Source organism: Pseudohoeflea suaedae, from assembly GCF_004354915.1.
In the GTDB taxonomy this organism is placed as follows: domain Bacteria; phylum Pseudomonadota; class Alphaproteobacteria; order Rhizobiales; family Rhizobiaceae; genus Pseudohoeflea; species Pseudohoeflea suaedae.
Genome location: NZ_SMSI01000001.1, coordinates 1,869,663 through 1,894,353 on the forward strand (window position 1 = coordinate 1,869,663; position 24,691 = coordinate 1,894,353).

At 62.9% G+C, this 24,691-nt stretch carries 20 protein-coding genes and 2 tRNA genes; 9 read left to right on the forward strand and 13 right to left on the reverse strand.

The genetic code is table 11. The annotated features are described in order from the left end of the window. Positions 1-99 precede the first annotated feature (99 nt). Complete coding sequence (locus E2A64_RS08810) at positions 100-861, reverse strand: DsbA family protein (RefSeq protein WP_133283991.1); 762 nt, start codon at positions 859-861, stop codon at positions 100-102. Between the two features lie 58 nt (positions 862-919). Then, a complete protein-coding gene (locus tag E2A64_RS08815; protein ID WP_174235756.1) occupies positions 920-2,317 on the reverse strand; it encodes a M48 family metalloprotease in 1,398 nt (465 codons plus the stop codon). Between the two features lie 180 nt (positions 2,318-2,497). On the opposite strand from E2A64_RS08815, the gene E2A64_RS08820 reads away from it, so the two are divergent. Then, positions 2,498-3,661, forward strand: coding sequence for a pyridoxal phosphate-dependent aminotransferase (locus tag E2A64_RS08820; RefSeq protein ID WP_244598191.1), 1,164 nt, complete (start codon positions 2,498-2,500; stop codon positions 3,659-3,661). Between the two features lie 73 nt (positions 3,662-3,734). Here the strand turns inward: E2A64_RS08820 and E2A64_RS08825 are convergent, their stop codons facing one another. Continuing rightward, a complete protein-coding gene (locus E2A64_RS08825) occupies positions 3,735-6,812 on the reverse strand; it encodes an Rne/Rng family ribonuclease (RefSeq protein WP_133283993.1) in 3,078 nt (1,025 codons plus the stop codon). 781 nt (positions 6,813-7,593) lie between these two features. Here E2A64_RS08825 and E2A64_RS08830 point away from each other — a divergent pair. The 3 genes from E2A64_RS08830 to prfB all read left to right on the forward strand — a co-directional run bounded on the left by E2A64_RS08830 (position 7,594) and on the right by prfB (position 12,864). Continuing rightward, on the forward strand, positions 7,594-8,844 hold the full coding sequence (locus E2A64_RS08830; protein WP_133283994.1) for an N-acetylmuramoyl-L-alanine amidase: 1,251 nt from the start codon (positions 7,594-7,596) through the stop codon (positions 8,842-8,844). Positions 8,845-9,066: 222 nt separating this feature from the next. Further along, positions 9,067-11,529: a penicillin-binding protein 1A gene (locus E2A64_RS08835; RefSeq protein ID WP_133283995.1), complete on the forward strand. Its 2,463-nt coding sequence runs from the start codon at positions 9,067-9,069 to the stop codon at positions 11,527-11,529. A 206-nt stretch (positions 11,530-11,735) separates the two neighbouring features. Next, positions 11,736-12,864 (forward strand): peptide chain release factor 2 gene (gene prfB / locus E2A64_RS08840; RefSeq protein WP_133283996.1). Its coding sequence is split into 2 segments (ribosomal slippage): positions 11,736-11,804 and positions 11,806-12,864, totalling 1,128 coding nucleotides; the frame shifts between segments, so codons are not numbered across the junction. A gap of 221 nt (positions 12,865-13,085) precedes the next feature. On the opposite strand, the gene E2A64_RS08845 is transcribed toward prfB, so the two are convergent. Next, positions 13,086-13,802: a phosphatase PAP2 family protein gene (locus E2A64_RS08845; RefSeq protein ID WP_244598192.1), complete on the reverse strand. Its 717-nt coding sequence runs from the start codon at positions 13,800-13,802 to the stop codon at positions 13,086-13,088. Between the two features lie 212 nt (positions 13,803-14,014). On the opposite strand from E2A64_RS08845, the gene E2A64_RS08850 reads away from it, so the two are divergent. Further along, positions 14,015-14,470 (forward strand): nuclear transport factor 2 family protein, encoded by a 456-nt coding sequence (locus E2A64_RS08850; protein WP_133283998.1) that lies wholly within the window; start codon positions 14,015-14,017, stop codon positions 14,468-14,470. A 157-nt stretch (positions 14,471-14,627) separates the two neighbouring features. On the opposite strand, the gene E2A64_RS08855 is transcribed toward E2A64_RS08850, so the two are convergent. Next, positions 14,628-14,984 carry a YigZ family protein gene (locus E2A64_RS08855; RefSeq protein WP_133283999.1) on the reverse strand — a complete coding sequence of 119 codons (357 nt, stop codon included), beginning with the start codon at positions 14,982-14,984 and terminating at the stop codon, positions 14,628-14,630. A 438-nt stretch (positions 14,985-15,422) separates the two neighbouring features. On the opposite strand from E2A64_RS08855, the gene E2A64_RS08860 reads away from it, so the two are divergent. Next, positions 15,423-17,195, forward strand: coding sequence for an SLC13 family permease (locus E2A64_RS08860; protein ID WP_133284000.1), 1,773 nt, complete (start codon positions 15,423-15,425; stop codon positions 17,193-17,195). 245 nt (positions 17,196-17,440) lie between these two features. Here the strand turns inward: E2A64_RS08860 and E2A64_RS17975 are convergent, their stop codons facing one another. From E2A64_RS17975 to E2A64_RS08895, 7 genes are all read right to left on the reverse strand, one after another. Further along, positions 17,441-17,602, reverse strand: a complete 162-nt coding sequence (locus E2A64_RS17975; protein ID WP_206662424.1) for a hypothetical protein — start codon at positions 17,600-17,602, stop codon at positions 17,441-17,443. Between the two features lie 50 nt (positions 17,603-17,652). Further along, on the reverse strand, positions 17,653-18,216 hold the full coding sequence (locus tag E2A64_RS08870) for a type 1 glutamine amidotransferase domain-containing protein (protein WP_133284001.1): 564 nt from the start codon (positions 18,214-18,216) through the stop codon (positions 17,653-17,655). 255 nt (positions 18,217-18,471) lie between these two features. Then, on the reverse strand, positions 18,472-19,053 hold the full coding sequence (locus E2A64_RS08875; RefSeq protein WP_244598193.1) for a hypothetical protein: 582 nt from the start codon (positions 19,051-19,053) through the stop codon (positions 18,472-18,474). A gap of 8 nt (positions 19,054-19,061) precedes the next feature. Beyond that, positions 19,062-19,826, reverse strand: a complete 765-nt coding sequence (locus E2A64_RS08880) for an NAD kinase (RefSeq protein ID WP_133284002.1) — start codon at positions 19,824-19,826, stop codon at positions 19,062-19,064. 193 nt (positions 19,827-20,019) lie between these two features. Further along, positions 20,020-20,394 (reverse strand): hypothetical protein, encoded by a 375-nt coding sequence (locus E2A64_RS08885; protein ID WP_133284003.1) that lies wholly within the window; start codon positions 20,392-20,394, stop codon positions 20,020-20,022. Between the two features lie 132 nt (positions 20,395-20,526). After that, complete coding sequence (locus E2A64_RS08890; protein WP_133284004.1) at positions 20,527-21,057, reverse strand: hypothetical protein; 531 nt, start codon at positions 21,055-21,057, stop codon at positions 20,527-20,529. A gap of 161 nt (positions 21,058-21,218) precedes the next feature. Continuing rightward, a tRNA-Asn gene (locus E2A64_RS08895) sits at positions 21,219-21,293 on the reverse strand. A 121-nt stretch (positions 21,294-21,414) separates the two neighbouring features. Between E2A64_RS08895 and E2A64_RS18040 the strand changes: the two genes are divergently transcribed. Then, positions 21,415-21,690 (forward strand): hypothetical protein, encoded by a 276-nt coding sequence (locus tag E2A64_RS18040; RefSeq protein WP_133284005.1) that lies wholly within the window; start codon positions 21,415-21,417, stop codon positions 21,688-21,690. Positions 21,691-21,740: 50 nt separating this feature from the next. On the opposite strand, the gene E2A64_RS08905 is transcribed toward E2A64_RS18040, so the two are convergent. Beyond that, positions 21,741-21,814 (reverse strand) — tRNA-Cys (locus tag E2A64_RS08905). 386 nt (positions 21,815-22,200) lie between these two features. Between E2A64_RS08905 and E2A64_RS08910 the strand changes: the two genes are divergently transcribed. Both E2A64_RS08910 and E2A64_RS08915 read left to right on the forward strand, forming a co-directional pair. Continuing rightward, the gene (locus tag E2A64_RS08910) at positions 22,201-22,869 is read left to right on the forward strand and encodes a protein-L-isoaspartate O-methyltransferase family protein (RefSeq protein ID WP_133284330.1); all 669 of its coding nucleotides are present in this window, start codon (positions 22,201-22,203) and stop codon (positions 22,867-22,869) included. Between the two features lie 324 nt (positions 22,870-23,193). After that, on the forward strand, positions 23,194-24,528 hold the full coding sequence (locus E2A64_RS08915; protein ID WP_280177528.1) for a TolC family outer membrane protein: 1,335 nt from the start codon (positions 23,194-23,196) through the stop codon (positions 24,526-24,528). Positions 24,529-24,691 lie beyond the last annotated feature (163 nt).

The following is a 24,691-nucleotide window of genomic DNA, read 5'->3' on the forward strand; positions in this document are numbered from 1 at the left end:
GAAAGGGATTGAAGGCTCCTAATAGCGGCTGGTTCGGCTCGTCAAGCCACGCGGGGCATAAAATGGCTTAAAACACGTCTCCGTCTACTAAAATCGGTATCAGCATACAGTGGAGTTGCAGGCACGCAAATTGGCGACTTTTTCCTCCAGCACATCAGCGCCCAGCGCGCCGAACACGGCTTCGTCGCCCACGATATAGGAGGGCGTGCCGTTGATGCCGAGCTGATCGGCCAGCGAATAGGCCTGTTTGATGGACTGGGTCACCTCTTCGGTGTCCATTCCGGCGCGCAGTTTTTCCTCGTCGGCACCGAGCTTGAGAGCCAGATCGATGGCGCTCTGCTCGGTCGCACGTCCGTCCGAGCCGAGAAGCGTGCGGTGGAACTCGCCGTACTTCTCCGGCATCAGTTCGCGGAAGGACATGGCCACGCGGTGGGCGGCGAGCGAATCCGGTCCGAGGATCGGGAACTCCTTGAGCACGAAGCGGACCTGATCGTCACCCTCGATGATGGCGTTCATGTCTTCGAGGGCGTGCTTGCAGTAGCCGCAATTATAGTCGAAGAACTCGACGATCGTGACATCGCCATCGGGATTGCCCAGGACGATGTCCTGCGGGTCGGCGGTCAACGCGTCGCGGTTGGCGGCGATCGCCGCCTTGGCCTTCTCGGAGGCTTCCGCTTCCTGCCTAGTCTGAAGGGCGGTCTGCATTTCCTCGAGCAGTTCAGGGTTTGCAAGAAGATACTCGCGGATGAAGGCGCCCATTTCGGCCTTCTGCGCATCGTCGAGGGCGAATGCCGGTGAGACGAAAGCGGTGGAGGCCGCGAGAACGGCGGCCATGGCGCCGGTGGTCAGTTTCTTGAGCATTGTCGTTCCCTTTCCGCGCGTCCCGAGGAGGGCTCGGGCGCTGATCGTATGGTTCATGTTACTTGGCCACCGCGAGAATGTCGCTTGCGCGGCGGGCGCCGGGCGTTCCCTTGGGCAGGCGCTGGAGCGCGCGGGCGGCAAATACCTGCGCATCGCGCATCGAGCCGGCGCGGAAATGTCCTTCAGCCATGGCCAGATCCGCATTTCCGACGTCACCCGACAGCGCATAGGCCTGCGACAGGTGCAGATAGGCGTTGAGATTATCCGGGTCCGACTGGATGGCGGCACGGAAGCTGTCGAGCGACTTCTTCGCGTTTTCCGCCTTGCCGGTCGAAAGCAGCGCAAAGGCATAGCGCGAGCGGATCAACCCGTCGGGATCCTTGGCGAGCTTCATCGAGCGGGCGAACGCATTCGCCGCATCCTCGGGGCGGCGCAGCTTGAGCAGGATCTCGCCGCGGAACTCGTGGAAATAGCCGTTGTTCGGCGCGGATTTGAGAAGCTCGTCCATCTTCGCCAAGGCCGAGCGCGAGTTGCCGGACAGATCGGTGGCGATGGCATCGCCATAGCGATATGCCAACGAGGAGCGATCGCGACCCACGGCCCGGGCGACGGCTGCCTGACCACCGGCAAAGGCTGCGATCTTGGCGCGAGCCAGTTGGTGGCGCTGCATCAGCGCCGGCGGATCGGCCTTGTCGAAATAGGGGCTTTCATGGGCGAGCGTTTCGAGCATGGCGATGCGTTCGCGTGGCAGAGGATGGCTGATCTGGTAGGGATCGACCTGAACGCCGGCGAGCGCCAGGTTCGAGGAAAAGCGCTCGAAGGTCTTGAGCATGCCCTTGGTCGACTGCTGGGTTGCGCGCAGATATTTCGCGGCGGCCTGGTCGGCATTCATTTCTTCCGAGCGGCGGTAGCTCAACAATCCCCGCATGGCGACGCCGGGCGCCGCCGTCACCAGTGCGCTGCCCGCCGAGGTGCCGCTGCGTGAGCCGGCCACGGATCCCGCGGCCATGGCGCCGATACCCAGAAGTCCGCCGACGATCGCCATCGTGCGTGCACGTTCCATCTGTTCGCGCAGGCGCTGCTGGTGCCCGCCGGCCAGGTGTCCGGTTTCATGGGCAAGCACGCCGATGATCTCGTTTGGCGTCTCTGCCGCCATGATCGCCCCGGTATTGACGAAGATGCGCCGTCCGGCAACGAAGGCGTTGAAGGATTCGTCGTTGACGAGGACCACCTCGATACCGCGGCGCGAGAGGCCCGCCGCCTGCAGGATCGGAGAGGTGTAATCCTTCAGAAGCGTCTCGATCTCGGCATCGCGGATCACGGCGACACGGCCCTGCTGGGCCTGCGCGGGTTGAGCGATGAAGGGAAGGACGATCGAGGTGGCGATCACCGCGCGGCTTGCAAGACGGCCGGTCAGCGTCGCAATAGATCTGGCAGGATTGAGGAGTTTTCGCATCATCAGTCCGTATTAAACGTCTGTAGCCCAAATGAAAATGGGCGCGGACGAAGCTTCGCCCCGGCTCGCAGTCTTGTGATCGCCATGACAATGGGGCATTTGTGCGGCCACACCCGAGATGTGCCTGATCGTTCCAGTATCGATCCGGTCGATGTTGCAGATGAACCACCCGGAGACAGGATGACACGCCAGAAGCGCCCCAGCGTCGAGCCGTTCCACGCCATGGACGTGCTCGCCGAAGCCACGCGGTTGAAAGGCGAGGGGAACGACGTTGTTTCACTCGCCGTCGGCCAACCGGCTCATCCCGCGCCGAGGCCGGCGCTGGAAGCCGCACGAAAGGCACTGGAAGCGGGCCGTATCGGTTACACCGACGCGCTCGGCACGGCAGGCCTGCGCAAGGCGATCGCAAACTACTACGAACATCGCCATGCCGTATCCATCGACCCGGCGCGGATCGCCGTCACGAACGGCTCGTCGGCCGGTTTCAATCTGACATTCCTGCAGTTCTTCGTGCCTGGCGAAACCGTTGCGATCTCCCGGCCGGGCTATCCCGCCTACCGCAACATTCTGGCCGCCCTCGGCCTCAGGGTGGCGGAAATCCCGGTGGGTGCGGATACGCATTATGTCCTCACCCCCGCCGCCATCGAGGCATGGGAGCAGGAGAATGGTGTCGGCGTCGATGGCGTGATGGTGGCAAGTCCAGCCAATCCGACCGGCACTGTGACCGCTAAAGCCGATCTCAAGGCGCTCGCGGACTGGTGCGAGGCCCGCGATGCGGTCTTCATCTCCGACGAGATCTATCACGGTCTGACGTTTTCCGGTGAGGAGACGACGGCGCTGGAGGTCTCCGACCGGGCTATCGTCATCAACTCTTTCTCGAAATATTTCTGCATGACCGGCTGGCGCGTCGGCTGGATGGTGCTGCCCGAGGATCTGGTGCGTCCCGTCGAGTGCCTCTCCCAGAGCCTCTATATCAGCGCGCCCGAACTCTCCCAGATTGCCGCCGAAGCGGCTTTCGACGGCATTGCCGAGATGGAGGAGGTGAAGGCCGGTTATGCGAGAAACCGCGAACTGCTCGCCCGTCGCCTGCCGGAACTCGGCCTTCCGCTTGCCGCTCCCATGGATGGCGCTTTCTACGCGCTATGCGACGTCTCCCGTTTCACCAATGATTCGATGGCCTTCGCCAGAAGGATGCTGCGGGAAACCTTCGTGGCCGCCACGCCGGGCCGCGACTTCGACCCGGTGGAGGGCCACCGGCTGATCCGCTTTTCCTATGCCGGAAGCCATTCCGAAATGGAGACAGCGCTCGCGCGCATGGAAGCCTGGCTCCCCGAGCAGGGCTGAGGCCGGTATCGCGTGTGAAACAAAAAAGCCGGCGAGATGATCGCCGGCTTTTTTCTGACATGTCTGGCTGTTCTCAGAAGAACCCGCCGCCGCCGCGGCGCTGCCACCATCCGCCCTTCTTGGGCTTGTCGTCCTTCTTCTCGTCCGTGCCGGACGATGTGACGACGGGCGCGGTCGCGATGGCCGACAGGTCGGTCTGCGCCTTGCGGTCACGCTTCGGCGCGTCCTCGCTGTCGGCGGAAGCATCGGCTGCTACCGGCTCGGCCTCGGCGACAGGTGCGGTTGCCGCTGCGGCCACATCCATTTCTTCTGCGGCCATGGCGTCCTCCGCAGGCTTGTCGTCGGCCTTGGCATCGTCGGCCTTGGCTTCGGCGGCTTCCTTCTCGGCATCAGCCTTCTTGGAGCGGCTGCGGCGCGGGCGGGCAGGCTTCTTCTTCTCTGTCTTGCCCTCGTCGGCCTCTGCCTTGCTTTCGTCAGAGGCCGGAGCTTCTTCCGCTTTCACCTCGGCATCGGCCTCGGCGGCCGCGACTGCCGGCTCGGCCTGAGGCTTCTGTTCCGGCTTGGGATCGGGCTGCGGCGTGGTGTCGATCTCCTCGTCGTCCCACTGCTGGCCGTTCTCGTCGCTGGACTGACGGTTGTCGTCGCGGTTGCGGCGTCCACCGCGCTTGCCGCGCCGGCGCTTCTTGCCCGAACGGTTGTGGTCGTTGTCGTCGCCGTCCTGCCCGGAAGCGTTCGACTGGTCGTCCGAACCATCGTCGTCGGATGTGTCGTCGTCCGCATCGTCGTCGTTCGACTGATCGTCCGAGCCTTGCGCACTGGCGTCGCCCTCATTGCCACGGCGGCCACGGCGGCGACGGCGACGGCGGCGGCGACCGGACTTGTTGTTGTCCTCATCCTGGCTGCGGTCGTCGTCCGACGAGTTCGAACGGGCTTCGCTTGCCTCTTCCTCGTCATCGGTGTCGATCACCACGTCGTCGTCGGCCTCTTCCTCGTAGGAGGGGCTGTTGGCGTGGATGTGTTCCAAAGTGACCGGATTGTCGACCGGCGCGCCACGGTCGATGGCGAAATGCTGGCTGCCGACATCCGGGTCGGAGGCAAAGGCGATCGTCAGGCCGAAGCGCGTTTCCAGATCGATGATCGTGTCGCGCTTGTTGTTGAGCATGTAGAGCGCGGTTTCACCGGTGGTGCGCACCGTGATGTGGTGGGTGGTGTGCTTGAGCAGATATTCCTCGATCCCGCGCAGCACGTGGAGCGCCACGGAGGAGGGGGAGCGCACGTGGCCGGTGCCGCCGCAATGGGCGCAGACCTGCATGGTGCTTTCGAGCACCGAGGCACGGATACGCTGGCGCGACATTTCCAGAAGTCCGAAATGCGAGATGCGCCCGACCTGGATGCGGGCCCGGTCGTGCTTGAGGCACTCCTTGACCCTCTTTTCCACCGCACGGTTGTTGCGGTTTTCTTCCATGTCGATGAAGTCGATGACGATCAGGCCGGCAAGGTCGCGCAGACGCAGCTGGCGCGCCACTTCCTCGGCGGCTTCCAGGTTGGTCTGGAGCGCGGTGTCCTCGATCGAGTGCTCGCGCGTCGACCGGCCGGAGTTGACGTCGATGGCGACCAGCGCCTCGGTCTGGTTGATGATGATGTAGCCGCCGGATTTCAGCGTCACCTGGGGCTGGACCATCTTGTCGAGCTGGGCGTCGATGCCCGAGCGCGCGAAGATCGGCATGAGATCCTTGTAGGGCTGAACCACCTTGGCGTGGCTCGGCATCAGCATCTTCATGAAATCCTTGGCTTCGCGGTAGCCTTCCTCGCCGGACACGACGATCTCGCTGATATCCTTGTTGTAGAGGTCGCGGATCGAACGCTTGATGAGCGAACCTTCCTCGTAGACGAGCGCCGGTGCGGTCGACTTGAGGGTGAGGTTGCGGACATTGTCCCACAGCCGCATCAGATATTCGAAGTCGCGCTTGATCTCGACCTTGGTGCGGTTGGCGCCGGCGGTGCGCAGGATGACGCCCATGCCCTGCGGCACTTCCAGCTCGCGTGCGATTTCCTTGAGACGCTTGCGGTCGGTCACATTGGTGATCTTGCGGGAGATGCCGCCGCCACGTGCGGTGTTCGGCATCAGGACCGAATAACGGCCGGCGAGCGAGAGATAGGTGGTCAGCGCCGCGCCCTTGTTGCCACGCTCTTCCTTGACGACCTGAACCAGCAGGATCTGCCGGCGCTTGATGACTTCCTGGATGCGGTACTGCTTGCGCTGCTTGCGGCGCGAACGGTCCGGGACTTCCTCGAGTGCGTCTTCCGAACCGACGGATTCGACCTTCGCCTTCGGGCCGTCGCCATTGTCATCGCCATCATCGTCGGAATCGTCGCCGTCATCGTCGTCGGAGATGACCTTTTCGACGGGTTCGGAGATCTCGTCGGCCTCGACCTCGGCCGCCATTGTGTCCGGCTTCTTGGTGTCAGCCGGCGCGTCATCGGAGGCGTCGTTCGGGGTGTCGAGCGATTCGGCGACGATGTCGGCAGGGTTTTCCGCAGCCGGCACATCGGAGGCTTGATCGTCCGAGGCGGCTTCCTCCGAGCCATTGTCGTCGGACGAAGCATCCTGGTCGGCGTTCTCGTCCGAAGCGGCTGCGGCGTCCTTGGGCTTGCGGCGCGACCGGCGCGAGCGGCGGGACCGGCGTTCCTTGCCGTTGTCCTCATCACCCGAGGCTTCAGCGGTTTCGCCGTCCTTGTCCTCGGTGTCGTCGCTGTCGGCCTGTTCGCTGGCCTTGCTGGCGTTCCTGTCCCTGGACTTGCCCTTGCGGCCGCGTGACGACCTGGCGGCGCGTTCGTCGTCGTCATCATCCTCGGCGCGGGCTTCGGCGGCTTCCTCTTCGAGAAGGGCCTGCCGGTCGGCGAGCGGGATCTGGTAATAGTCGGGGTGGATTTCGGAGAAGGCGAGGAAGCCGTGACGATTGCCGCCGTAATCGACGAAGGCGGCCTGGAGCGAAGGCTCCACGCGGGTCACTTTGGCCAGATAGATGTTTCCGCGCAGCTGTTTCTTGTGCTGCGATTCGAAATCGAATTCCTCTATGCGGTTTCCACGAACGACGACGACGCGGGTCTCCTCGGGATGGGAGGCGTCGATGAGCATTTTCTCAGACATGTAGTTGGTGCTCCTCGCCACTGAGCGGCCGAGCTCCGGCCGGGCGCGCGTGAGCGTCTTCCCGGATGTCGCAGGGCGGGGGTGGCGGATAAATGATGGTCCGGGCCGGGGACGGGCGCGTCATGCAATTCAGCCAGCGGCAATGCCGCTGGCTTCCTGTGAATTGCTGCTTTTCGCTGTTGCACCATCGAACGGCCGGCCGGATATACCTATAATTGTGATCCTTGCGGATCGATGAATTCCCGTTTCCGGGATGCGGGCTGTTGCGCCGCGCATGTTGGCAAGCTGGCTTGCCGGACTTCTACAAACACGCGACCTCGGACACACCGATTGGGTATCTATGTACCCGGGTCGTATAAATTTTCGCTCGGGGCTCCTGCCGGGGTCCTCACCTCTGCCCGGATGCCCTTCATCGGGACGCAAAGTCCATGGACGACGACCGCTCCGCCTTTCAAACCGCTTGTTTTCCGATGGTTCGGAACCGGGCGATCAGGGGTTGGCAGGTCCGTCAAAACTTTGCCTCCATCTAGGCTTTTATGTTTTGTGCGACAATCTGGCAAGCCGAAAAACTATCGCCGCTCATATGGTTGGCATGGATTGGTGGATAAGCATGCCGCAACGGAACGCGCTTCGCTCCATGGTGTCTCGGGAGCCCCCAAATGTGAGGGGAAGCGGCCTGTCGCGCTGACAGCCCATCACATGGGGTCTGACGCAGGGGAGGCGAATCGGTCATTTTCCGCAGCGATTGCGGCGGGGTTGCAGGGCCGGTTGAAAGGGAAGCATGACGAAACGGGGAAGTTTTGGCGCGAAAGCTCTGGTTGCCGCGATGGTCTTGGCGGCGGGTCTCGGCATCGCGCCTTCCGTGCCGGCGCAACCCTTCGCGCCGGCCGCGCTCAAGCAGGAAGACGGCGCCAAGCCCGCGGTCGCCTTTGCTGCGCGCATCGTGGCCGACGAAGCGCGGGCCCGCATCATCGTGGAGTTCGAATCCAGGCCGGATTTCACCATACGCTATCTCGACCGCCCCGATCGTATCGTCGTCGATCTTTCCCCCGTGACCTTCGCGTTCGATGCCAAGTCGGTGGAGGCGCGGGGGCTTGTCGGCTCCCTGCGCTATGGCGGCGCGGGCGAAGGCCGCTCGCGCCTCGTTCTCGGCCTGAAGGGGCCGGCGCGGCTCGATACCGCCAAGATCGAGCCGATGGAGAGCGGCGCCGGATTTCGCCTCGTGCTCGATGCCGTGGCAACCGGCCGCGAGGCGTTTTCCGAGCTTGCCGCCGGCACCGACTGGACCGTCGTGGTCAAAGGCGCGCGCAAGGCGCAGGAAGGCGAGGGGGATGGCAAGCCTTTCACCGTCGTCGTCGATGCGGGTCATGGCGGCATCGACAGCGGCGCGGAGGGCGTGAACGGCACCAAGGAGAAGGACGTCACCCTTGCCTTCGCCCAGGCGCTCGAAGAGGCCCTTTCGAATCTCGACGACATTCGAGTGGTCATGACGCGCACTTCGGACGAGTTCATTTCACTGTCGGGTCGTCTCAGGGCTGCGCATGCCGCGGATGCCGACCTGTTTCTGTCGCTTCATGCCGATTCGATCCGCATCCGCCGTCTGCGCGGGGCGACCGTCTATACACTTTCGGATCGCGCCTCCGACGCGGTTGCCGAAACGCTGGCTGCGGAAGCCAATCATGACGAGGCCGTCGTCGGCGACGTGTTCGAACAGGCGCCCGAATCCGTGGCGGGAATTCTCGTCGATCTGGCGCGCAACGAGACGCGGGTTTTCTCGACCGGACTCGCCGGCGAGATCATCGAATCGTTCGAGGGTGAGGTGAACCTCATCAAGAACCCGCACCGCCAGGCGGGTTTCCGGGTCCTGCAGTCGCCCGATCTGCCTTCCGCGCTGGTGGAACTCGGCTATCTCTCCAACCCCGAGGACGAGAAACTGCTGACCGACGAGGCCTGGCGCGAGAGCACGGCCGGACTGCTCGCGCAGTCGATAAAGGCTTACCGGACAACGATTTTGGCTGCTGGAAAACGATAAAGTGATATGGAAAATAAGTGTGTCATGATAGATTCGGGCGTGGCAACGTCGCAACACCCGTGATTCCCGTGCGCTGGCGGATTGGGCAGGACCCCGATCCGGCCCTAATTTGCGCACATTGTCCGGGCTTAGGCGTTGTCGGAAGTGTCCGGTATTCCCGGCCTGGCAATGGGTTGGTGCACAGGCACGTGTGTTTTTTAACCGCAAGCGGTAAGTAAGCGAATGTTTCGACTGATCGGCTATTTCTTCGGCATCGGCGCGGTGTTGTTCCTGATCGTTGCGGCCGGTGTCGCATGGTATCTGGGCGATATCACCAAGGATCTCCCGGACTACGAGGTGCTCAACAGCTATGAGCCGCCGGTGACGACGCGCATGCATGCCTCGGACGGCGAGCTGATGGCGGAATATGCCTCGCAGCGCCGGCTCTATCTGCCGATTCAGGCCATTCCCGACCGGGTGAAGGCCGCCTTCATCTCGGCCGAAGACAAGAATTTCTACACCCATCCGGGCGTCGATCCGGTCGGCCTGTTCCGCGCCGTCGTCGTCAATATCCAGAACCTCGGCTCCGGCCGTCGTCCCGTCGGTGCGTCGACGATCACCCAGCAGGTGGCGAAGAACTTCCTGCTCTCCGCCGACCAGACCATTTCGCGCAAGGCCAAGGAAGCGATCTTGTCCTTCCGCATCGAGCAGGCCTATTCCAAGGACCGCATTCTCGAACTCTATCTCAACGAGATCTTCTTCGGGATGAATTCATACGGCATCGCCGGGGCCGCGCTGACCTACTTCAACAAGTCGGTCAACGAGCTCACCATTGCCGAAACGGCCTATCTCGCGGCACTGCCCAAGGCGCCTTCGAATTATCATCCGTTCCGGCACACCGAACGGGCGCTGGAGCGCCGCAACTGGGTGATCGATCGCATGGTCGAGAACGGCTATGTCGCCGCCGCCGACGGTGCGGAAGCCAAGAAGCAGCCGCTCGGCGTGACGCCGCGCTCGTCCGGCTCCTATCTCTTCGCCTCTGAGTATTTCTCCGAGGAGGTCCGCCGCGAGCTGCTTGACCGTTACGGCGAGAAGGCACTCTATCAGGGCGGTCTGTCCGTTCGCACGACGCTCGATCCGCATCTTCAGGTTCTCGCCCGCAAGGCATTGCAGCACGGCCTCGTCAATTTCGACGAGCGCCGCGGTTACCGCGGTCCCGTGGCCACCGTCGACGTCGCCGACGATTGGGGCAAGGCGGTCAGCGAGATCGAACCGCTGCGTGACGTTCCCGAATGGAAGCTCGGCGTGGTGCTCGCCGCCACCGGTTCGGATGTCGAGATCGGCCTGCGCCCCGAACCTCAGGTTTCGGGAGCTGTCGGCGAGGAACGCGATACGGCCGTCATCCGCCCCGAAGACATGAAGTGGGCCTTCCGCCTCAACCGAGAGGACAAGCGCGGCACCGTGAAGACGCCGGACCAGGTGCTTTCCGTGGGCGACGTGGTCTATGTCGAACCCCGTGAGGACGATGAAGGCACCATGCGCTACCGGCTGCGCCAGCCGCCGAAGGTGCAGGGCGGCCTGGTGGCCATGGACCCGCATACCGGTCGCGTGCTCGCCATGGTCGGCGGCTTCTCCTTCGCCCAGTCGGAGTTCAACCGCGCCACCCAGGCGATGCGCCAGCCGGGCTCCTCCTTCAAGCCCTTCGTCTATGCGGCAGCGCTCGACAACGGCTATACGCCGGCTTCGGTGATCATGGATGCGCCGATCGAGATCGTCTCCGGCGGCGACGTCTGGCGGCCGAAGAACTATGGCGGCGGTTCGGCCGGTCCCTCGACCCTGCGTCTAGGCATCGAAAAGTCGCGTAACCTCATGACCGTGCGCCTGGCAAAGGACATGGGCATGAATCTCGTGGCCGAATATGCCGAGCGTTTCGGCGTCTATGACCACATGCTTCCCGTTCTCGCCATGTCGCTCGGTTCGGGAGAGACCACCGTGCTGCGCATGGTCTCGGCCTATTCCGTGTTCGCCAACGGCGGCAAGCAGATCAAGCCCTCGCTGATCGACCGTATCCAGGACCGCTACGGCAAGACCATCTTCAAGCACGAGGAACGCCAGTGCGATGCCTGCGTGGCGACCGCATGGCTCGGTCAGGACGAGCCGGAAGTGGTCGATGACCGCGAGCAGGTTCTCGACCCGATGACCGCCTACCAGATCACCTCGATGATGGAAGGCGTGGTCGAGCGCGGCACGGCCGCAAGCAAGGTCAATCTCGGCCGTCCGACCGCCGGCAAGACCGGCACGACCAACGAGGAGAAGGACGCCTGGTTCGTGGGCTTCACGCCCGATCTCGTGGCCGGCGTCTTCATCGGCTACGACAACCCGACCCCGATGGGTCGCGGCGCGACCGGTGGCGCCCTCGCTGCTCCCGTCTTCAACGAGTTCATGAATGCGGCTGTCGAAGGGACCCGTCCGTCGGATTTCCGTATCCCGGACGGGATGAAGCTGATCGCCATCAACCGCACCACCGGCATGGAAGCCTATCCGGGCGAGCCCGGCACCATCATGGAAGCCTTCAAGCCCGGTACCGGCCCGTCCGATATCTACTCGGTCATCGGCATGGAAGATGTGGCGACCGGCGAGGAAATCCTCCAGCAGTCGCCGCAGGCCAGCCAGGCCGTCACTTCCGGGGCAGGCGGCCTCTACTGACCTCATATTCGACGAAAGCGGCCCGGCGTTTCGCCGGGCCGTTTTCGTTTCCGGATGGCGCTTTTGCCATCCTTTACAACAGGGGGTGCCGACCTTATGGTCCGCCCCGCTCGCGGCCCGGACGTTTCGTGCCGGTCGCGCCGTTTCCAGGATACCGAGAAACGAAGGCCGAACTGAAGGCCCGGAACTGAAGGACAGAATACACCATGCGTGCAGAGACACAGGATGTTGTCGACGAAATCAAGCAGGCCGTAAGCCTGCTGAGGAGGCATCTTTGACTGGGAACCGTCCCTGAAAAGACTGGATTGGCTCAACGCCAAGGCCGAGGACGCCTCGCTTTGGGATGACCCGACCGAAGCCCAGAAGCTGATGCGCGAACGCCAGCAGCTCGAAGACGGCATCACCGGCATCCGCCGGCTGGAAAGCCAGCTCTCCGACAATCTCGAACTCATCGAACTCGGCGAAGCCGAGGACGACAAGGAGATCGTCGAGGAAGCCGAGAAGTCGCTCAAGGAGATGCGCAACGAGGTCAATCGCCTGCAGATCGAATCGCTCCTTTCGGGCGAGGCCGATTCCAACGATACCTATCTCGAGGTTCACTCCGGCGCCGGCGGTACCGAGAGCCAGGACTGGGCGAACATGCTGATGCGCATGTATTCGCGCTGGGCCGAGAAACACGGCATGAAGATCGACGTGATGGAAGTCCATGACGGCGAAGAGGCGGGCATCAAGTCGGCCACGCTCCTGATCAAGGGCCATAACGCCTATGGCTGGCTCAAGACCGAGGCGGGCGTCCATCGCCTGGTGCGCATTTCGCCCTATGACAGCGCCGCGCGCCGTCACACCTCGTTCTCCTCGATCGGCGTCTATCCGGTGATCGACGATTCGATCCAGATCGACATCAACGAAAGCGATTGCCGCATCGATACCTACCGCTCGTCGGGTGCGGGCGGCCAGCACGTCAACACCACCGACTCGGCCGTTCGCATCACCCACATGCCGACGGGCATCGTGGTGCAGTGCCAGCAGGAGCGTTCCCAGCACAAGAACCGGGCCAAGGCCTGGGACATGCTGCGCGCGCGGCTCTACGAGGCGGAACTGCAGAAGCGCGAGGAAGCCGCCAACGCCGAGAATGCGAGCAAGACCGCTATCGGCTGGGGCCACCAGATCCGCTCCTACGTCCTCCAGCCCTATCAGCTGGTCAAGGATTTGCGCACCGGCACCGAAAGCACCAACCCGCAGGGCGTGCTTGACGGCGATCTCGACGACTTCATGGAAGCAGCCCTTGCCCAGCGTGTTTATGGCGGCGGCGAGGAAGTCGAGGATATCGACTGATCCGGTTGGATCGCGTGACCCTGACGGACGAAAGAAAACCCCGCCGAATGCTGATTTCGGCGGGGTTTTCCTTATCCGGACCGGGTCCGGCTTCGAAGCCTGGGGATAGGCCCGCGAAATCGCGCGCTCAAATGAACACTATCTAATTCTCGACGCCGCGGGGTGGCCGCAATCCGTGTGGGTGGAGCAGCACCCGATCTGTCATTGACGGCGCAGGCCGCTCACGTCTTGCCCTGCGGTTCGACGTCTCCGCTGCGCTGCAGCCGCAGTGTCACGATCCAGCAGATCATCGCCCAGGCGGATCCGACGGTCCATCCGGCAAGCACGTCCGTGGGCCAGTGCACGCCGAGATAGACGCGGCTGACGCCGACGAGCATGACGACGATGATCGCGACGAGAAGGATATAGACCCGCACCCGCCAGTCCGGCCGCAGCCGGGCTAGCATCGCCGCGAGCGTGAGATAGACGACCGCCGCCATCATGGAATGGCCGCTCGGGAAGCTGGCGGTGGTCACGTAGGAACCATGCGGGACGAGATCCGGCCGGGCGCGGTCGATCCCCATCTTGATGAAGGTGGAAATCAGCAGGCCGCCCGATACAGCGACAGTGACGGCGAATGCCGCACGGGGCTTCTTGTCCATTACCAGAAACCCGATCGCGGCAAGGGCGATCATCGTCAGCACGGCGGTGCCGCCAAGGGCGGTGAAGTCCCGCATCACCTCCTCGAGCCAGGGCGGGCCGAGCGGGTCGGCCGGATTGCCCGGCGTGCGCAGCGCAAGCAGGATTGCCGTGTCGATGTGGCTCGTCTCGCCTTCGACGACCTCGTCTGCAAGGGCGATGAACCCCCAGACCGCGGCTGCGGGTACCAGAAGCGCCACCACGACAGGCCACTCGCGCGCGCCGAGGCGTTTGACCGTTTCGCTGATCCTGAAATTCAATGATGGCTCCCCGGGGCCTGGCATTTGTTTTGCGTTTCATAGCAGAGATATGACGCAAGATCAGGCGTTGCGCGGGATGTATTATAATTGCCGCCGTGCGCGGAAGGCCACTCTGTTGCCGCGGCGCGCAAGGCGCGGACTTTTCCAGGAACAGACCTCTTCCGAATGGGGCGCCGGCGGTGTAGGCGTTCAGGAAAACGGAGGAGATCGCTTTGAGCACCATCGATGTGGACGTCCGCAACACTATTCACGACCTGCTTTGTCGCTTCTTCCTGGCGTTCGACGAGAAGGATTGGGTGGCCATGCGTGCGACCCTCGCGGACGAGGTTTTCATCGATTATGCGTCCTCGGGACGCGAGCAGCCGGGGGCGATGACGGGGGACGAATTCGTTGGCCGCCGCCGCGGTGCCGTCGACGAACTCTCGAAGCAGCATAGTTTCTCGAACCTGCTCCTGTCGGCGACCGATTCCGGGGTGCACGGCCGCTGCAACTACCTGATCCTCCGGTTTGCCACAGCATCCAACGGTGCGGCGGATTCCTACCATTCCTGCGGATCGTATGAGTTCGTCTTCCAACCCGTAGATGCGTCGTGGCGCATCTCATCCATCACCCAGAAGGCGCTCCGAAGCTGGGGGAACCGCGACCTTCATGGCGGATCCCGCAATTGAACGGTTAGGTTGTCCGAACACAGGTTTGATGGTTTGCTCGCCAGCATTGCGTACGAAATCTGGTCCGCTGAACGGTCGAGATGGCGGTGTAGCTCGGTCGTCTATCGGAACGCCACGAAGGCCGGCTAACGGCCGGATTGATGCTCGATATCCCGTCTCAATTTGAGCGCATATCGGACAGGTAGATCCGCACCGCCTCCTGCACGTTGCGGAAGCGGTCGCCGCCCAGATGCTTGCCGCCAAACCATCGCGTGACCACGACGATATGATCGCGCAGGCCTTCTCGCTCCAGCATTCGCAGGATCACATTGCCCGCGCCTGCCTCGCCGTCGTCGCTCTTCAAGGGGCACTCGGCGCTCAGCAGAGCCCATGAGTTATGTGAGGCCTTGGCGAATTTCTTGTTGCGGCAAAGCTCCTGGATGAAGATCTTAGCCTCCTCCTCGGATGTGCAGGCTCCTCCCGAGACCGCATATTTCGAACCGCGGTCGTTTATGATCTTGTCGAGAATACGCATGGTTTCGGCTTAGAGCCTGTCACTGCCGGCGGCAAGGCTTCTCTCGTCCCGAAAGGCACAAGCAAAACGGCATCGCAAAGCCCTTGTCTTGTGGTGCCTCAAGCCTCAGGAAGGCGCGTTCAGCCAGCCAAGTTCCAGGAAATTGTCCCACTCTGCCTGGCGCGGCAGGCTTGGCCGGTGTTCCGGCGTTGGGCCAGATTCCTGCCTGGACGAGCTTGTCGAGTGCGGAGCCTCTCCTGAGCCAGTTTTTCCCTCGCCGCCCGAAACAACAGAATTCCATCCCATCGGCCGGCATTACCGCGGATCAGGAAGGATGCTATCAATCAAGGGAACCGGCGCCGGCATTCGGCGTTACGGTTTCTCGCGTCGGGGCGGCATGTGCCGGCCTGTCATTCGCTTGAACCGGTACGCGTCCCCGGCAAGCCCGGAGAACCGGTCTTGATCGCGTTTATCGAGAACAATCAGGCGTATATCGCCCTCGGCATCCTCTTTCTTCTCTTCCTGGCCTTCCTGTCCGAGCGCTACAGCCCCGAAATCACGGCTGCCGGCGCGGCTGCACTGTTCGTGGCGCTGGGCTTCCTCGATACCAAGGAGGTGATGGGCGTGTTCTCCAACTCCGCGCCGATCACCATCGCGGCGATGTTCATCATCTCCGCCGCACTGGTGCGTACCGGCGTGCTGGAAAAGGCGTCGGACATGGTCATGTCCACGGCAAGCGCCCGGCCGACGCTGGCGATTGCCTGCTTCCTCGTTCTCACCGCCGCTGCCTCGGCCTTCATCAACAACACGCCGCTGGTGCTGTTCCTGATCCCGCTCGTGGTGAAACTCGCCAGTGCCGCGCGGCTGGCGCCGACCCGGCTTCTGATCCCGCTGTCCTATGCGGCCATTCTCGGCGGCACCTGTTCGCTGATCGGTACCTCCACCAACCTGCTTGTCGACGGCGTGGCGCGCGAGGCGGGGCTGGCGCCGTTCACGATCTTCGAAATCACGCCGGTGGGGATCGTCGCGGCGACCGTCGGCGCCACTCTGATGCTGCTGCTCGGACCGTGGCTTTTGCCCAACCGCGAGGCGCAGAACGTCGACAGGCTGCTCAGCGAATCCGAATTCCTGTCTGAAGTGACCATCGTCGATGCCGAGGCCTACAAGGGGGTGCAGCTCGGCGGGATCGCCGACTTCAACCTGTCCGGCCTGCGTATCCTCGGGCTTCGCAGGGGCGGGGAGATCCACCGCTCGAATCTCGGCGAGATGGAGCTGATAAAGGGCGATGCGCTGATCCTCATGGGATCGACGTCGGAGATCCTGACACTCAACAACAATCCTGCCGTCCTCGTCGGCCGCCGCCGCGCCGGCGACCCGCATGGCGTGATCGTCGAGGCCGTGGTCGCGCCCGCCAAGCGCGATGCCGGTTCACGCATTGCCGATCTCGGGCTGGGGCGCCGTTTCGGCGTCAGGGTGCTCGGCGCCCACCGCCACCGTCACATTGCCGGGCCCGATCTGTCGAATGTCCGTCTCAAACCGGCGGACAAGCTGCTGCTGGAAGGTCCGGCGGAAGGCTTCGACCAGCTGTCGGAGGACGCGGCGCTCGTTTCCGTATCGCGCCCGACCGGCCGGGAGTTTCGGCGCTCGCGTGCGCCGCTGGCGCTGATTGCCATCGCCGCCGTCGTCGGCCTGGCCGCTTTCGGTGTGGCCGATATCGGCATCCTCGCGATGATCGCGGTCGCCGTTCTCCTGATCTTCCGCTGCATGGATCCGGACGAGGCGTGGAGTTCCATCAATGGCGGAATTCTCGTCCTCATCTTCTCCATGCTGATCGTCGGCAAGGCGCTCGAAAATTCGGGCGCCGTGGCGCTGATCGTCGACGTGCTCACGCCGTGGTTCAAGGATCTGCCGCCCATCCTGGTGCTTGCAGCGTTTTACGCGCTGTCGTCTTTCCTGACCGAGGTGGTCACCAACAATGCCGTGGCTGTCGTGCTGACGCCGCTTGCCATCGCGCTCGGCACCCAGATCGGCCTCGATCCGCGGAGCCTCGTGATTGCCGTGATGTTCGGCGCCAGCGCCAGCTTCGCCACGCCGATCGGGTATCAGACCAACACGCTCGTCTACGGTGCCGCGAACTATCGCTTTGCAGACTTCCTGCGCATCGGCGTGCCGATGAACATCATCGTCGGCATCGCGACCGTGATGGCCATCAGCTTTTTCTATGGCGTCTGACGCGAAAGGTGGTCCACGAGATCACCACTGCCCGGTTCGCTTCCCATAGGGGTCCAGTCGGCGATCGAGGAAATGGGCGGCGCTGATGAAGGCGAGGTGGGTCAGGCCCTGCGGGAAGTTGCCCAGCGGCAGTCCGCGCCTGTCGATTTCTTAGGAGAACAGCCCGAGGTCGTTGGCGTATTTCAGGCCCTTTCCAGCATCAGCTGTGCCTCATTAAGATGGCCCGCGCGCGCCACGCATTCGAACTACCGGTTCGACGTACCAGAACGTGCAGGTGCTGAATGCGCCTTCTCGCCGGCGAGGCCGTCATCGGTCCGGTAGCGGTAGGCGAGGCCGTCATCGCGCAACTGTGCGCCGATTGCATCGAGTTCCGTGCCGCCGCGGCTCTGGGCTCGAAGGGTCGACACGAAAGAAGGGCGGCCGATGCCGCCCTCCATCATGCCACTTAATGCAACACTCAGGCGACCTTGCGGCCTTCGTGCCTGCCTTCCAGCACTTCCTCGATGATCTTGCCGACAAAGGCGTCGAGGTCGTTGGGATTGCGGCTGGTGATGAGCGCCTGATCGACGACGACCTCGCTGTCTTCCCAAACCGCGCCGGCATTCTTCATGTCGGTAGCGATGGACTTGTAGGAGGTCGCCTTGCGGCCCTTGACGACGCCTGCCTCGATCAGCAGCCACGGGGCGTGGCAGATCGCGGCGAGCGGCTTCTTGGTGTTGAAGAAGTCGTGCACGAACTTCACGGCGTCAGCGTCGACGCGCAGCAGGTCCGGATTGATCTGGCCGCCCGGCAGGACGAGCGCATGGTAATCTTCGACCTTGGCGTCCGATAGGGCACGGTCGACAGGGACTTCGTTGCCCCAGTCCTTCTGGTCCCAGCCGCGGATCGAACCGCTTTCGGGCGAGATGACTTCGACCGTGGCGCCGGCTTCCCGGAGTTTGTTGAGCGGCACTTCGAGTTCCGACTGTTCGAAACCGTTGGTGGCGAGAATGGCGATCTTCTTTCCGTCCAGTTTGGCCATGATGGGTATCCTTCCGTCTGGTCGTGATTGTTGTTGGTGGCGGTAGCGCAGCGGCGCCTCGGAGGGGGATCGGCGCCTGGTGCATCTGCCAGTAGAACGGAGCGCGGGCCGGTTGGTTGCATGTTTTCCCGGCTGGCGTTTTTACCGACCGGAAGAGCGGTCGGCAGTCATCGCAGCAAGAGGCGTAAACGCGCTTGCGTCACCGGCGCAGAACACACGATGGACCTCTTGAGGTGAGGGACGGGATTGGTGCCGTCAGTTGGTGGCTTTCTCGATGGTGATCGCGCCGAATTCGTCGATGAAGACTGTCCATGTGTCCGGCTCGGGCAGCGACGGATCGGTCTTGGCGGCGATGAATGCGGAGAACCCCATTTCTCCCGTGCCTTCCTGCACGATGTTGGTGACATAGGATGACGAGGCGTTGAGTTCCTCGATCTCCGTTGTCGTTTCCACCGCCGGGCCGTCATCGGTCAGGGCCATCTGCTGGAGGTAGACGCGTGACGTGTTGTCCTCCGCGCGGAATGCCACGAGGCGATAATAGCCGCGCTTGGAGACGGCAGGCGCCGTCTCCTCCGTATCCGCAGTCTCCGCGCTCGGGGTTTCGTCCGGGGCGGCCTCGGCCGGTTCATTGGCCGTCTGTTCCTCTGACGGCTCGACCGCGAGGGCTGATTCCGGCAGTTTTTCCCAGAACCCGCCGCTCACCACGAAGAGCAGCCGGTCGGATACCTCGGTGATTGCGGTGCCTGCATCCTGGGCAGGCGAGGGCATGGTCCCGCCGACCAGCCATGTCGCGGAAAGAAGGGCAAGAGCTGCGGTAGTCGAATGAAAACCGGTCATGGGAACCCTCAATACTGGAATTGTTCGGCGAGAATGCGTTCGTTGAGCGATTGGGATGCGTCCGTCAGGATGCGGGCGACGGAATCGGTGGAGGCGGCGACGTCGACCCGCAGCACGGATTTGACCTCGGTATGGTCGGCAACCGCGTTGACCGGGCGCTTTTCAGGTTCGAGCACCTCGATCGAGACGGCCACCTTGTTTGGCAGCAACGCGCCGCGCCAACGACGGGGGCGGAAGGCGCTGACCGGCGTGAGCGCCAGAAGCGGCGCGTCGAGCGGCAGGATCGGTCCGTGGGCCGAGAGATTATAGGCGGTCGACCCGGCAGGTGTGGCGACCATGATGCCGTCGCAAACCAGTTCCTCGAGCCGCACCTTGCCGTCGATGGAAATCTTCAGCTTGGCTGCCTGGTGCGACTGGCGGAACAGCGAAACCTCGTTGATGGCGAGCGCCATGGATTCCGAGCCGTCGGCCGCTATCGTGCGCATCTCGAGCGGACGCACGATGTTCTCGACCGCGGCGTCGATCCTGCCTTTGAGGTCGATGTCGTTGTAGTCGTTCATCAGGAAACCGACCGAGCCGCGGTTCATGCCATAGACATAGCGGCCCGTATCCATCTCGTCGTGCAGGGTCTGCAGCATGAAACCGTCACCGCCGAGAGCAACGACGACGTCGGCATCCTCACGTCTCACATTGCCGTAAAGGGCCGCGAGGTGTTCGGCAGCCGCCACCGCCTCGGGGGTGGATGCTGAAATGAAATTGATCTTGCGGTCCATGCTGAAAGTCTGCCTCCGGTGTCGGCAGACAATGGCCAAGCCAGTGGGCGGATGCAACAGAAATGCTTGCCGTGTCTTTGCCATGTGCCCTGGCTATCGCTCGGCCATGGCTTGGCGGCTGGCGATGCGTGGAGGTGTTCGACCGCGTCCTGTTCGCGGTTTCAGGGCAGGCGCGGCGGCCTCTCGGCCTCTATCACTTGGCGTGTTCGGACTTTGCCGGCGTGATGCGCGAGATCTGGGTGACGATGCCTACCGGCAACTGCTTTTCGAACTGTATCTGCAGGGTTAAGTCGCCCTGGCCGCGCACATGGCCCAGCACCTTGGCGCCCAGTCCGGGAAAGACGATATAGACGTCGGCGAGACGAGCCGGGAAGTCGTCGCCGGTGAGCAGGCAGCCGTCTTCGCTGATATTGACGAGCCAGCACTTCTTCGCCAGGCGCTCGTCGCGACCGGAGCGGCGCACATGGGCGGCGACGGGACAGCCGGCGTCACGCGGGTAGTAAACCCGTTGCTCCAGCTCGTCGCCGATCTTGGTGAGCTGGTGACGTTTGTGCTTGGTTTCCGACAATGACGTATCCTTCGTCATATTCTTATATTAGCACATTCTGCGTCAAAGACTTTAATTTTCGCCTAACCGGGCTCCCGGGCTATTTTGTCGATCGACCTACTGGTTTGAGGCGAAACGGTTTTATATCGCTGCTTACCGCGAGGCAGTCTCGATCAGCACGGGCTGACCGCCGTTGAAGAGCGAAACCGTCTGCCGGAAGTTGCCGTCCGGGCGTTCGCCGCGAATGATGGGCTTGCGGTCGAGAAGCCGGTCCGTATCGAAGCCGTCATCATCGGCAGAGGCCGTTTCAAGCGTCTTCTCTGCCTTCCGGTCCTCTTCGATGGACGCCGTCGCCGTGGTGTCGATGATGTCGCCGGTCCAGCCGCTGGCCATCGCGACGCCGCTTCCGGCGGGCAGGCGGTCAAAGCTGGTGAACATCTCGCCGGTGGGGCTGACGGCCCATGCGACGCCGGAGACTTCGGTCTGCCTGCTTTCGGTGCAGCCGCCCTTGATGGTGAAACGCGTATCGGAGGGGAATGTCCGGCGGACGGTGTCCTCGACGCGCGTGATGGCTGCACGGCAGTCATCGAGAGAAGCGAATTCGGCTTGCGTCGCCGTGGGGCGGCAGACCATTCCACCGGGGGAACAAGCGAGAACTGTAAGTATGTATGCGCTGGCGAACATTTCGACCTCCTGTTGGTGGTAGAAAGATCGCCGAGGCCATTTGGTTCCGCTGTGCATTATCGCTCACATCGAAAAACCGCGATGAGTTGCATGCGGCGCAGCAAAGCCGTGTCTTCAAAAGACACTTGCGGGCAATGTATCGGGCGGACGATTTGAAAAGGTGGCTCCCCGGGCCGGATTCGAACCAGCGACCGATCGATTAACAGTCGATTGCTCTACCACTGAGCTACCGGGGACCATTGCCTCATCGAGGCGTGACGGGCGTATATCAAATGCTTTTCCGATTTGCCAAGCCCCATTGCATCAAAAAAGACGCGAACTTGTGTATTCAAGCCATCATACCCATCTGGGAAGCCCATGGAACGTCCCTTTTCATACCATCCGGCACGCGGAGAAATAATTGCATTCGGTCGCAGGTTCGCGCTGCCTCGGGCGAGATCCGCCCGGCTCGCCACCGGAACGGCACTGGTCGTCGGCGGATGTCTGGGGTTTCTTCCAGTGCTCGGATTCTGGATGATCCCGCTCGGGCTCCTGGTCCTGTCGCAGGATGTGCCGCGGATCCGGCGCATGCGCCGCAATTTCGTGCTTCGGATGAAGGGCCGGCGAAAAAGGGGCAGGGCCCCGACGCGCTGAGCCGATCACGCCGGCGCGTGCATGGTCCTGCCGAAAATGATGGGAGAGTTTGGAGGCCTCGCCCGGAATCGAACCGGGGTGCAAGGATTTGCAGTCCTCTGCGTAACCACTCCGCCACGAGGCCTCGAGGAAAGCGTTCCGGGATCAATGGTTTACATTCGAGCGAATGAAACCGAACCAGCCGCGTCTTCCGGTGGCACTCAATAATCGTTCCGATTCTGTGCCGCAAGAGGCAAATTCAAAAACATTCGCGTCAAAACGCAACGTGCCGGAAGACTGGCCCGGTTCTGCCTGGCGACGGCGCCGATGAAGGGGCGAGGAAACACGCATGAAGCCGGGTAAGACGGGAGAGGGCGCTTGCACTCGGCGGGGTCGCGTTCTAATACGCCACGAAGGTTCGCGGTTCGGTGCGTCTTGATCGCCTGCGCCGTTTTGACGACATTATCCGCGCGTCGGTTCCGGGATTGAGAGATCGCCCGCGGGCGCGCCAGTGGAGACATGACGATGGGAATGGATTTCGTAGGCGCGCGGCAGAAGATGGTGGACAACCAGATCCGGACCACCGACGTGACGTCCCATTCGGTTCTTAAAGCCTTCCTGACCGTCGAGCGCGAGAAATTCGTGCCAGCCACCATGGCAGCCGTCGCCTATATCGACGATGATCTCGAGATCGCCTCGGCCAACGAGGACCGTCCCGCGCGCTACATCATGGAGCCGTCGCCGCTCGCCAAGCTTCTGCAGCTTGCATCGGTGAAGAAGACCGATCTCGTTCTCGAGGTGGGGTGCGGTACCGGTTATGCGGCAGCCCTCCTGTCGCTCGTCTCGGATTCGGTTGTCGCGCTCGAAAGCGACGAAGCGCTGGCCAATCAGGCAACCGACACGCTGAGCGAAAACGGATATGACAACGTGGCCGTCGTCACCGGCGACCTGAAGGCCGGCTATCCGAGTGCCGCGCCTTACGACGTGATCTTCGTCAACGGCGCCGTCGAGGCCGTCCCTCAGGCCCTGACCGATCAGCTTCGTGACGGTGGCCGCCTGGTCGCCGTCGTGGGCACCGGCAACGCCGCGCAGGCTCATCTCTTCACGCGGACCGGAAACGACATTTCCAGCCGTCCGGTGTTCAACTGCAGCATCAAGCTGCTTCCGGGATTCGAGCTCGCTCCCGAATTCGTATTCTGAAACGCTCGTCCGGAGCGGCCGATATTCTCGGACGTATAGTGACTATGCCGGAATGGGGAATTGATTGATGCCGCGCTTTGTGGCGTCTGCGGGTTCTGTTGCCTTCGCGCAACGCCTGACTGGATAGTGCCGGAGCGGGACTGATTGACCCATTGTCTTGGAATGTCAGTCTGCGCATAAGTTTCGGAACAGTTACCGAAATGTGGGGACGGAGCTATGGGCGCTATGGTCCACGGCCCTCGTTCTGTGGTTTTTGGAGGCTCATGCTTTCAAAGACTGATAAGCTTGTGTGGTGCGTGCTTTGCACCATTTGAGGATATTCTCGTGAAAAAATTTCGCAAATTTCTCGTTGCCGCAGCGCCCGCCGCCATACTGGCCCTGGCGCCCGCTGTCGTCCATGCAGAATCGCTCTACGCCGCGATGGCCAATGCCTATGCCAACAATCCGGATCTGAACGCCGCACGCGCAGGTCTCCGCGCCACCGACGAGGGCGTGGCCATCGCCAAGTCCGGATATCGTCCGATTGTCTCGGCGACCGGCACCGTGACCTACACCAATACCGAAGGCAACGAAGTCAGCACGGCGGCCGCCGGCGTGTCCATCTCGCAGACGCTGTTCGACGGATTTCAGACGCTCAACAATGTCCGCGCGGCCCAGGCTACGGTCTTTGCCGGTCGCGAAGACCTGCGCGGCACCGAGATAGACATCCTGCTGGCGACCGCCGAGGCCTACGCCAATGTCATTCGCGACAACCAGATCGTCGGATACCGCAAGGAAAACCTTGCCTTCCTGAAAGAGCAGCTTTCTGCTTCCCAGGCCCGGTTCGATGTGGGCGAAGGCACCCGCACCGATGTCAGCCAGGCGGAAGCCGAACTGGCAGCGGCCCGCGCGCTTCTGACGGCGGCCGACGCACAGGCCAAGACCTCCGCCGCGGTCTATGCGCAGATCGTCGGCAATGCGCCGCGCAACATGCAGGCGATCGACGTGCCGTCGCGCGTGCTGCCGAACTCGCTCGATGCGGCTGTGGCGACCGGGCTCAAGCAGCACCCGACCATTCTGGCGGCCGAGTTCGGCGTCGATGCCGCGGGCTACAACGTGAAATCCACCGAGGGCGCGATGCTGCCCGGCGTGTCCGTTACCGGCTCGGTCAACGAGCAGGATACCGGCATCACCATCAGCCAGGTTCAGGCCCGCGTGACCGTTCCGCTCTATCAGGGCGGTCTTGTTTCGGCCCAGGTGCGCCAGGCCAAGGAGCAACTCGGCCAGCAGCGCATTCTCGTCGACAGCGCCCGGCGCGCCGTCGAGCAGGCCGTGATTTCGTCCTGGACGGCGATGGAAGCCTCGAAGGCCAATATCAACGCGACCCGCGCGCAGATCCGCGCAGGTGGCCTTGCCTTGAACGGGGTGGTTGAAGAGCGCCGCGTGGGCCAGCGCACCACGCTCGACGTGCTGAACGCACAGCAGACCGTGCTGACGGCCAAGGAGTCGCTCGCCCAGAACGAGCGCAACTACGTGGTTGCCGCCTATTCTGTGCTGGCCTCGACCGGTCGTCTGACCGTTCAGCGCCTCGGCCTGCAGGTCGCCAACTATCGCCCCGAGAAGCACTACGAGGCGACCAAGGACCGTTGGTACGGCCTCAGGACCATCGACGGACGGTAATCGTCCGGCGTCGACGGGTGAGAGAATTGATAGGAGGGCCGGCATTGCCGGCCCTTTTTCCTATGCGGCGGGGCAGGTCGTGTGGCGATTGGCTTCTAATCTTGTGAATCAAGGGGTTCGGCTGTTCATGCCGGATTCAAATCCGGCATGTTTCGAATTATGG

Coding starts and splice junctions, on each gene's coding strand:
- E2A64_RS08910 (WP_133284330.1), top strand. CDS start 22,201: ATGGATTTCGTAGGCGCGCGGCAGAAGATGGTGGACAACCAGATCCGG.
- E2A64_RS08890 (WP_133284004.1), bottom strand. CDS start 21,057: ATGTTCGCCAGCGCATACATACTTACAGTTCTCGCTTGTTCCCCCGGT.
- E2A64_RS08810 (WP_133283991.1), bottom strand. CDS start 861: ATGCTCAAGAAACTGACCACCGGCGCCATGGCCGCCGTTCTCGCGGCC.
- E2A64_RS08815 (WP_174235756.1), bottom strand. CDS start 2,317: ATGCGAAAACTCCTCAATCCTGCCAGATCTATTGCGACGCTGACCGGC.
- E2A64_RS08870 (WP_133284001.1), bottom strand. CDS start 18,216: ATGGCCAAACTGGACGGAAAGAAGATCGCCATTCTCGCCACCAACGGT.
- E2A64_RS08855 (WP_133283999.1), bottom strand. CDS start 14,984: ATGCGTATTCTCGACAAGATCATAAACGACCGCGGTTCGAAATATGCG.
- E2A64_RS08820 (WP_244598191.1), top strand. CDS start 2,498: ATGACACGCCAGAAGCGCCCCAGCGTCGAGCCGTTCCACGCCATGGAC.
- E2A64_RS08875 (WP_244598193.1), bottom strand. CDS start 19,053: ATGACCGGTTTTCATTCGACTACCGCAGCTCTTGCCCTTCTTTCCGCG.
- E2A64_RS08830 (WP_133283994.1), top strand. CDS start 7,594: ATGACGAAACGGGGAAGTTTTGGCGCGAAAGCTCTGGTTGCCGCGATG.
- E2A64_RS08880 (WP_133284002.1), bottom strand. CDS start 19,826: ATGGACCGCAAGATCAATTTCATTTCAGCATCCACCCCCGAGGCGGTG.
- E2A64_RS08825 (WP_133283993.1), bottom strand. CDS start 6,812: ATGTCTGAGAAAATGCTCATCGACGCCTCCCATCCCGAGGAGACCCGC.
- E2A64_RS18040 (WP_133284005.1), top strand. CDS start 21,415: ATGGAACGTCCCTTTTCATACCATCCGGCACGCGGAGAAATAATTGCA.
- E2A64_RS08835 (WP_133283995.1), top strand. CDS start 9,067: ATGTTTCGACTGATCGGCTATTTCTTCGGCATCGGCGCGGTGTTGTTC.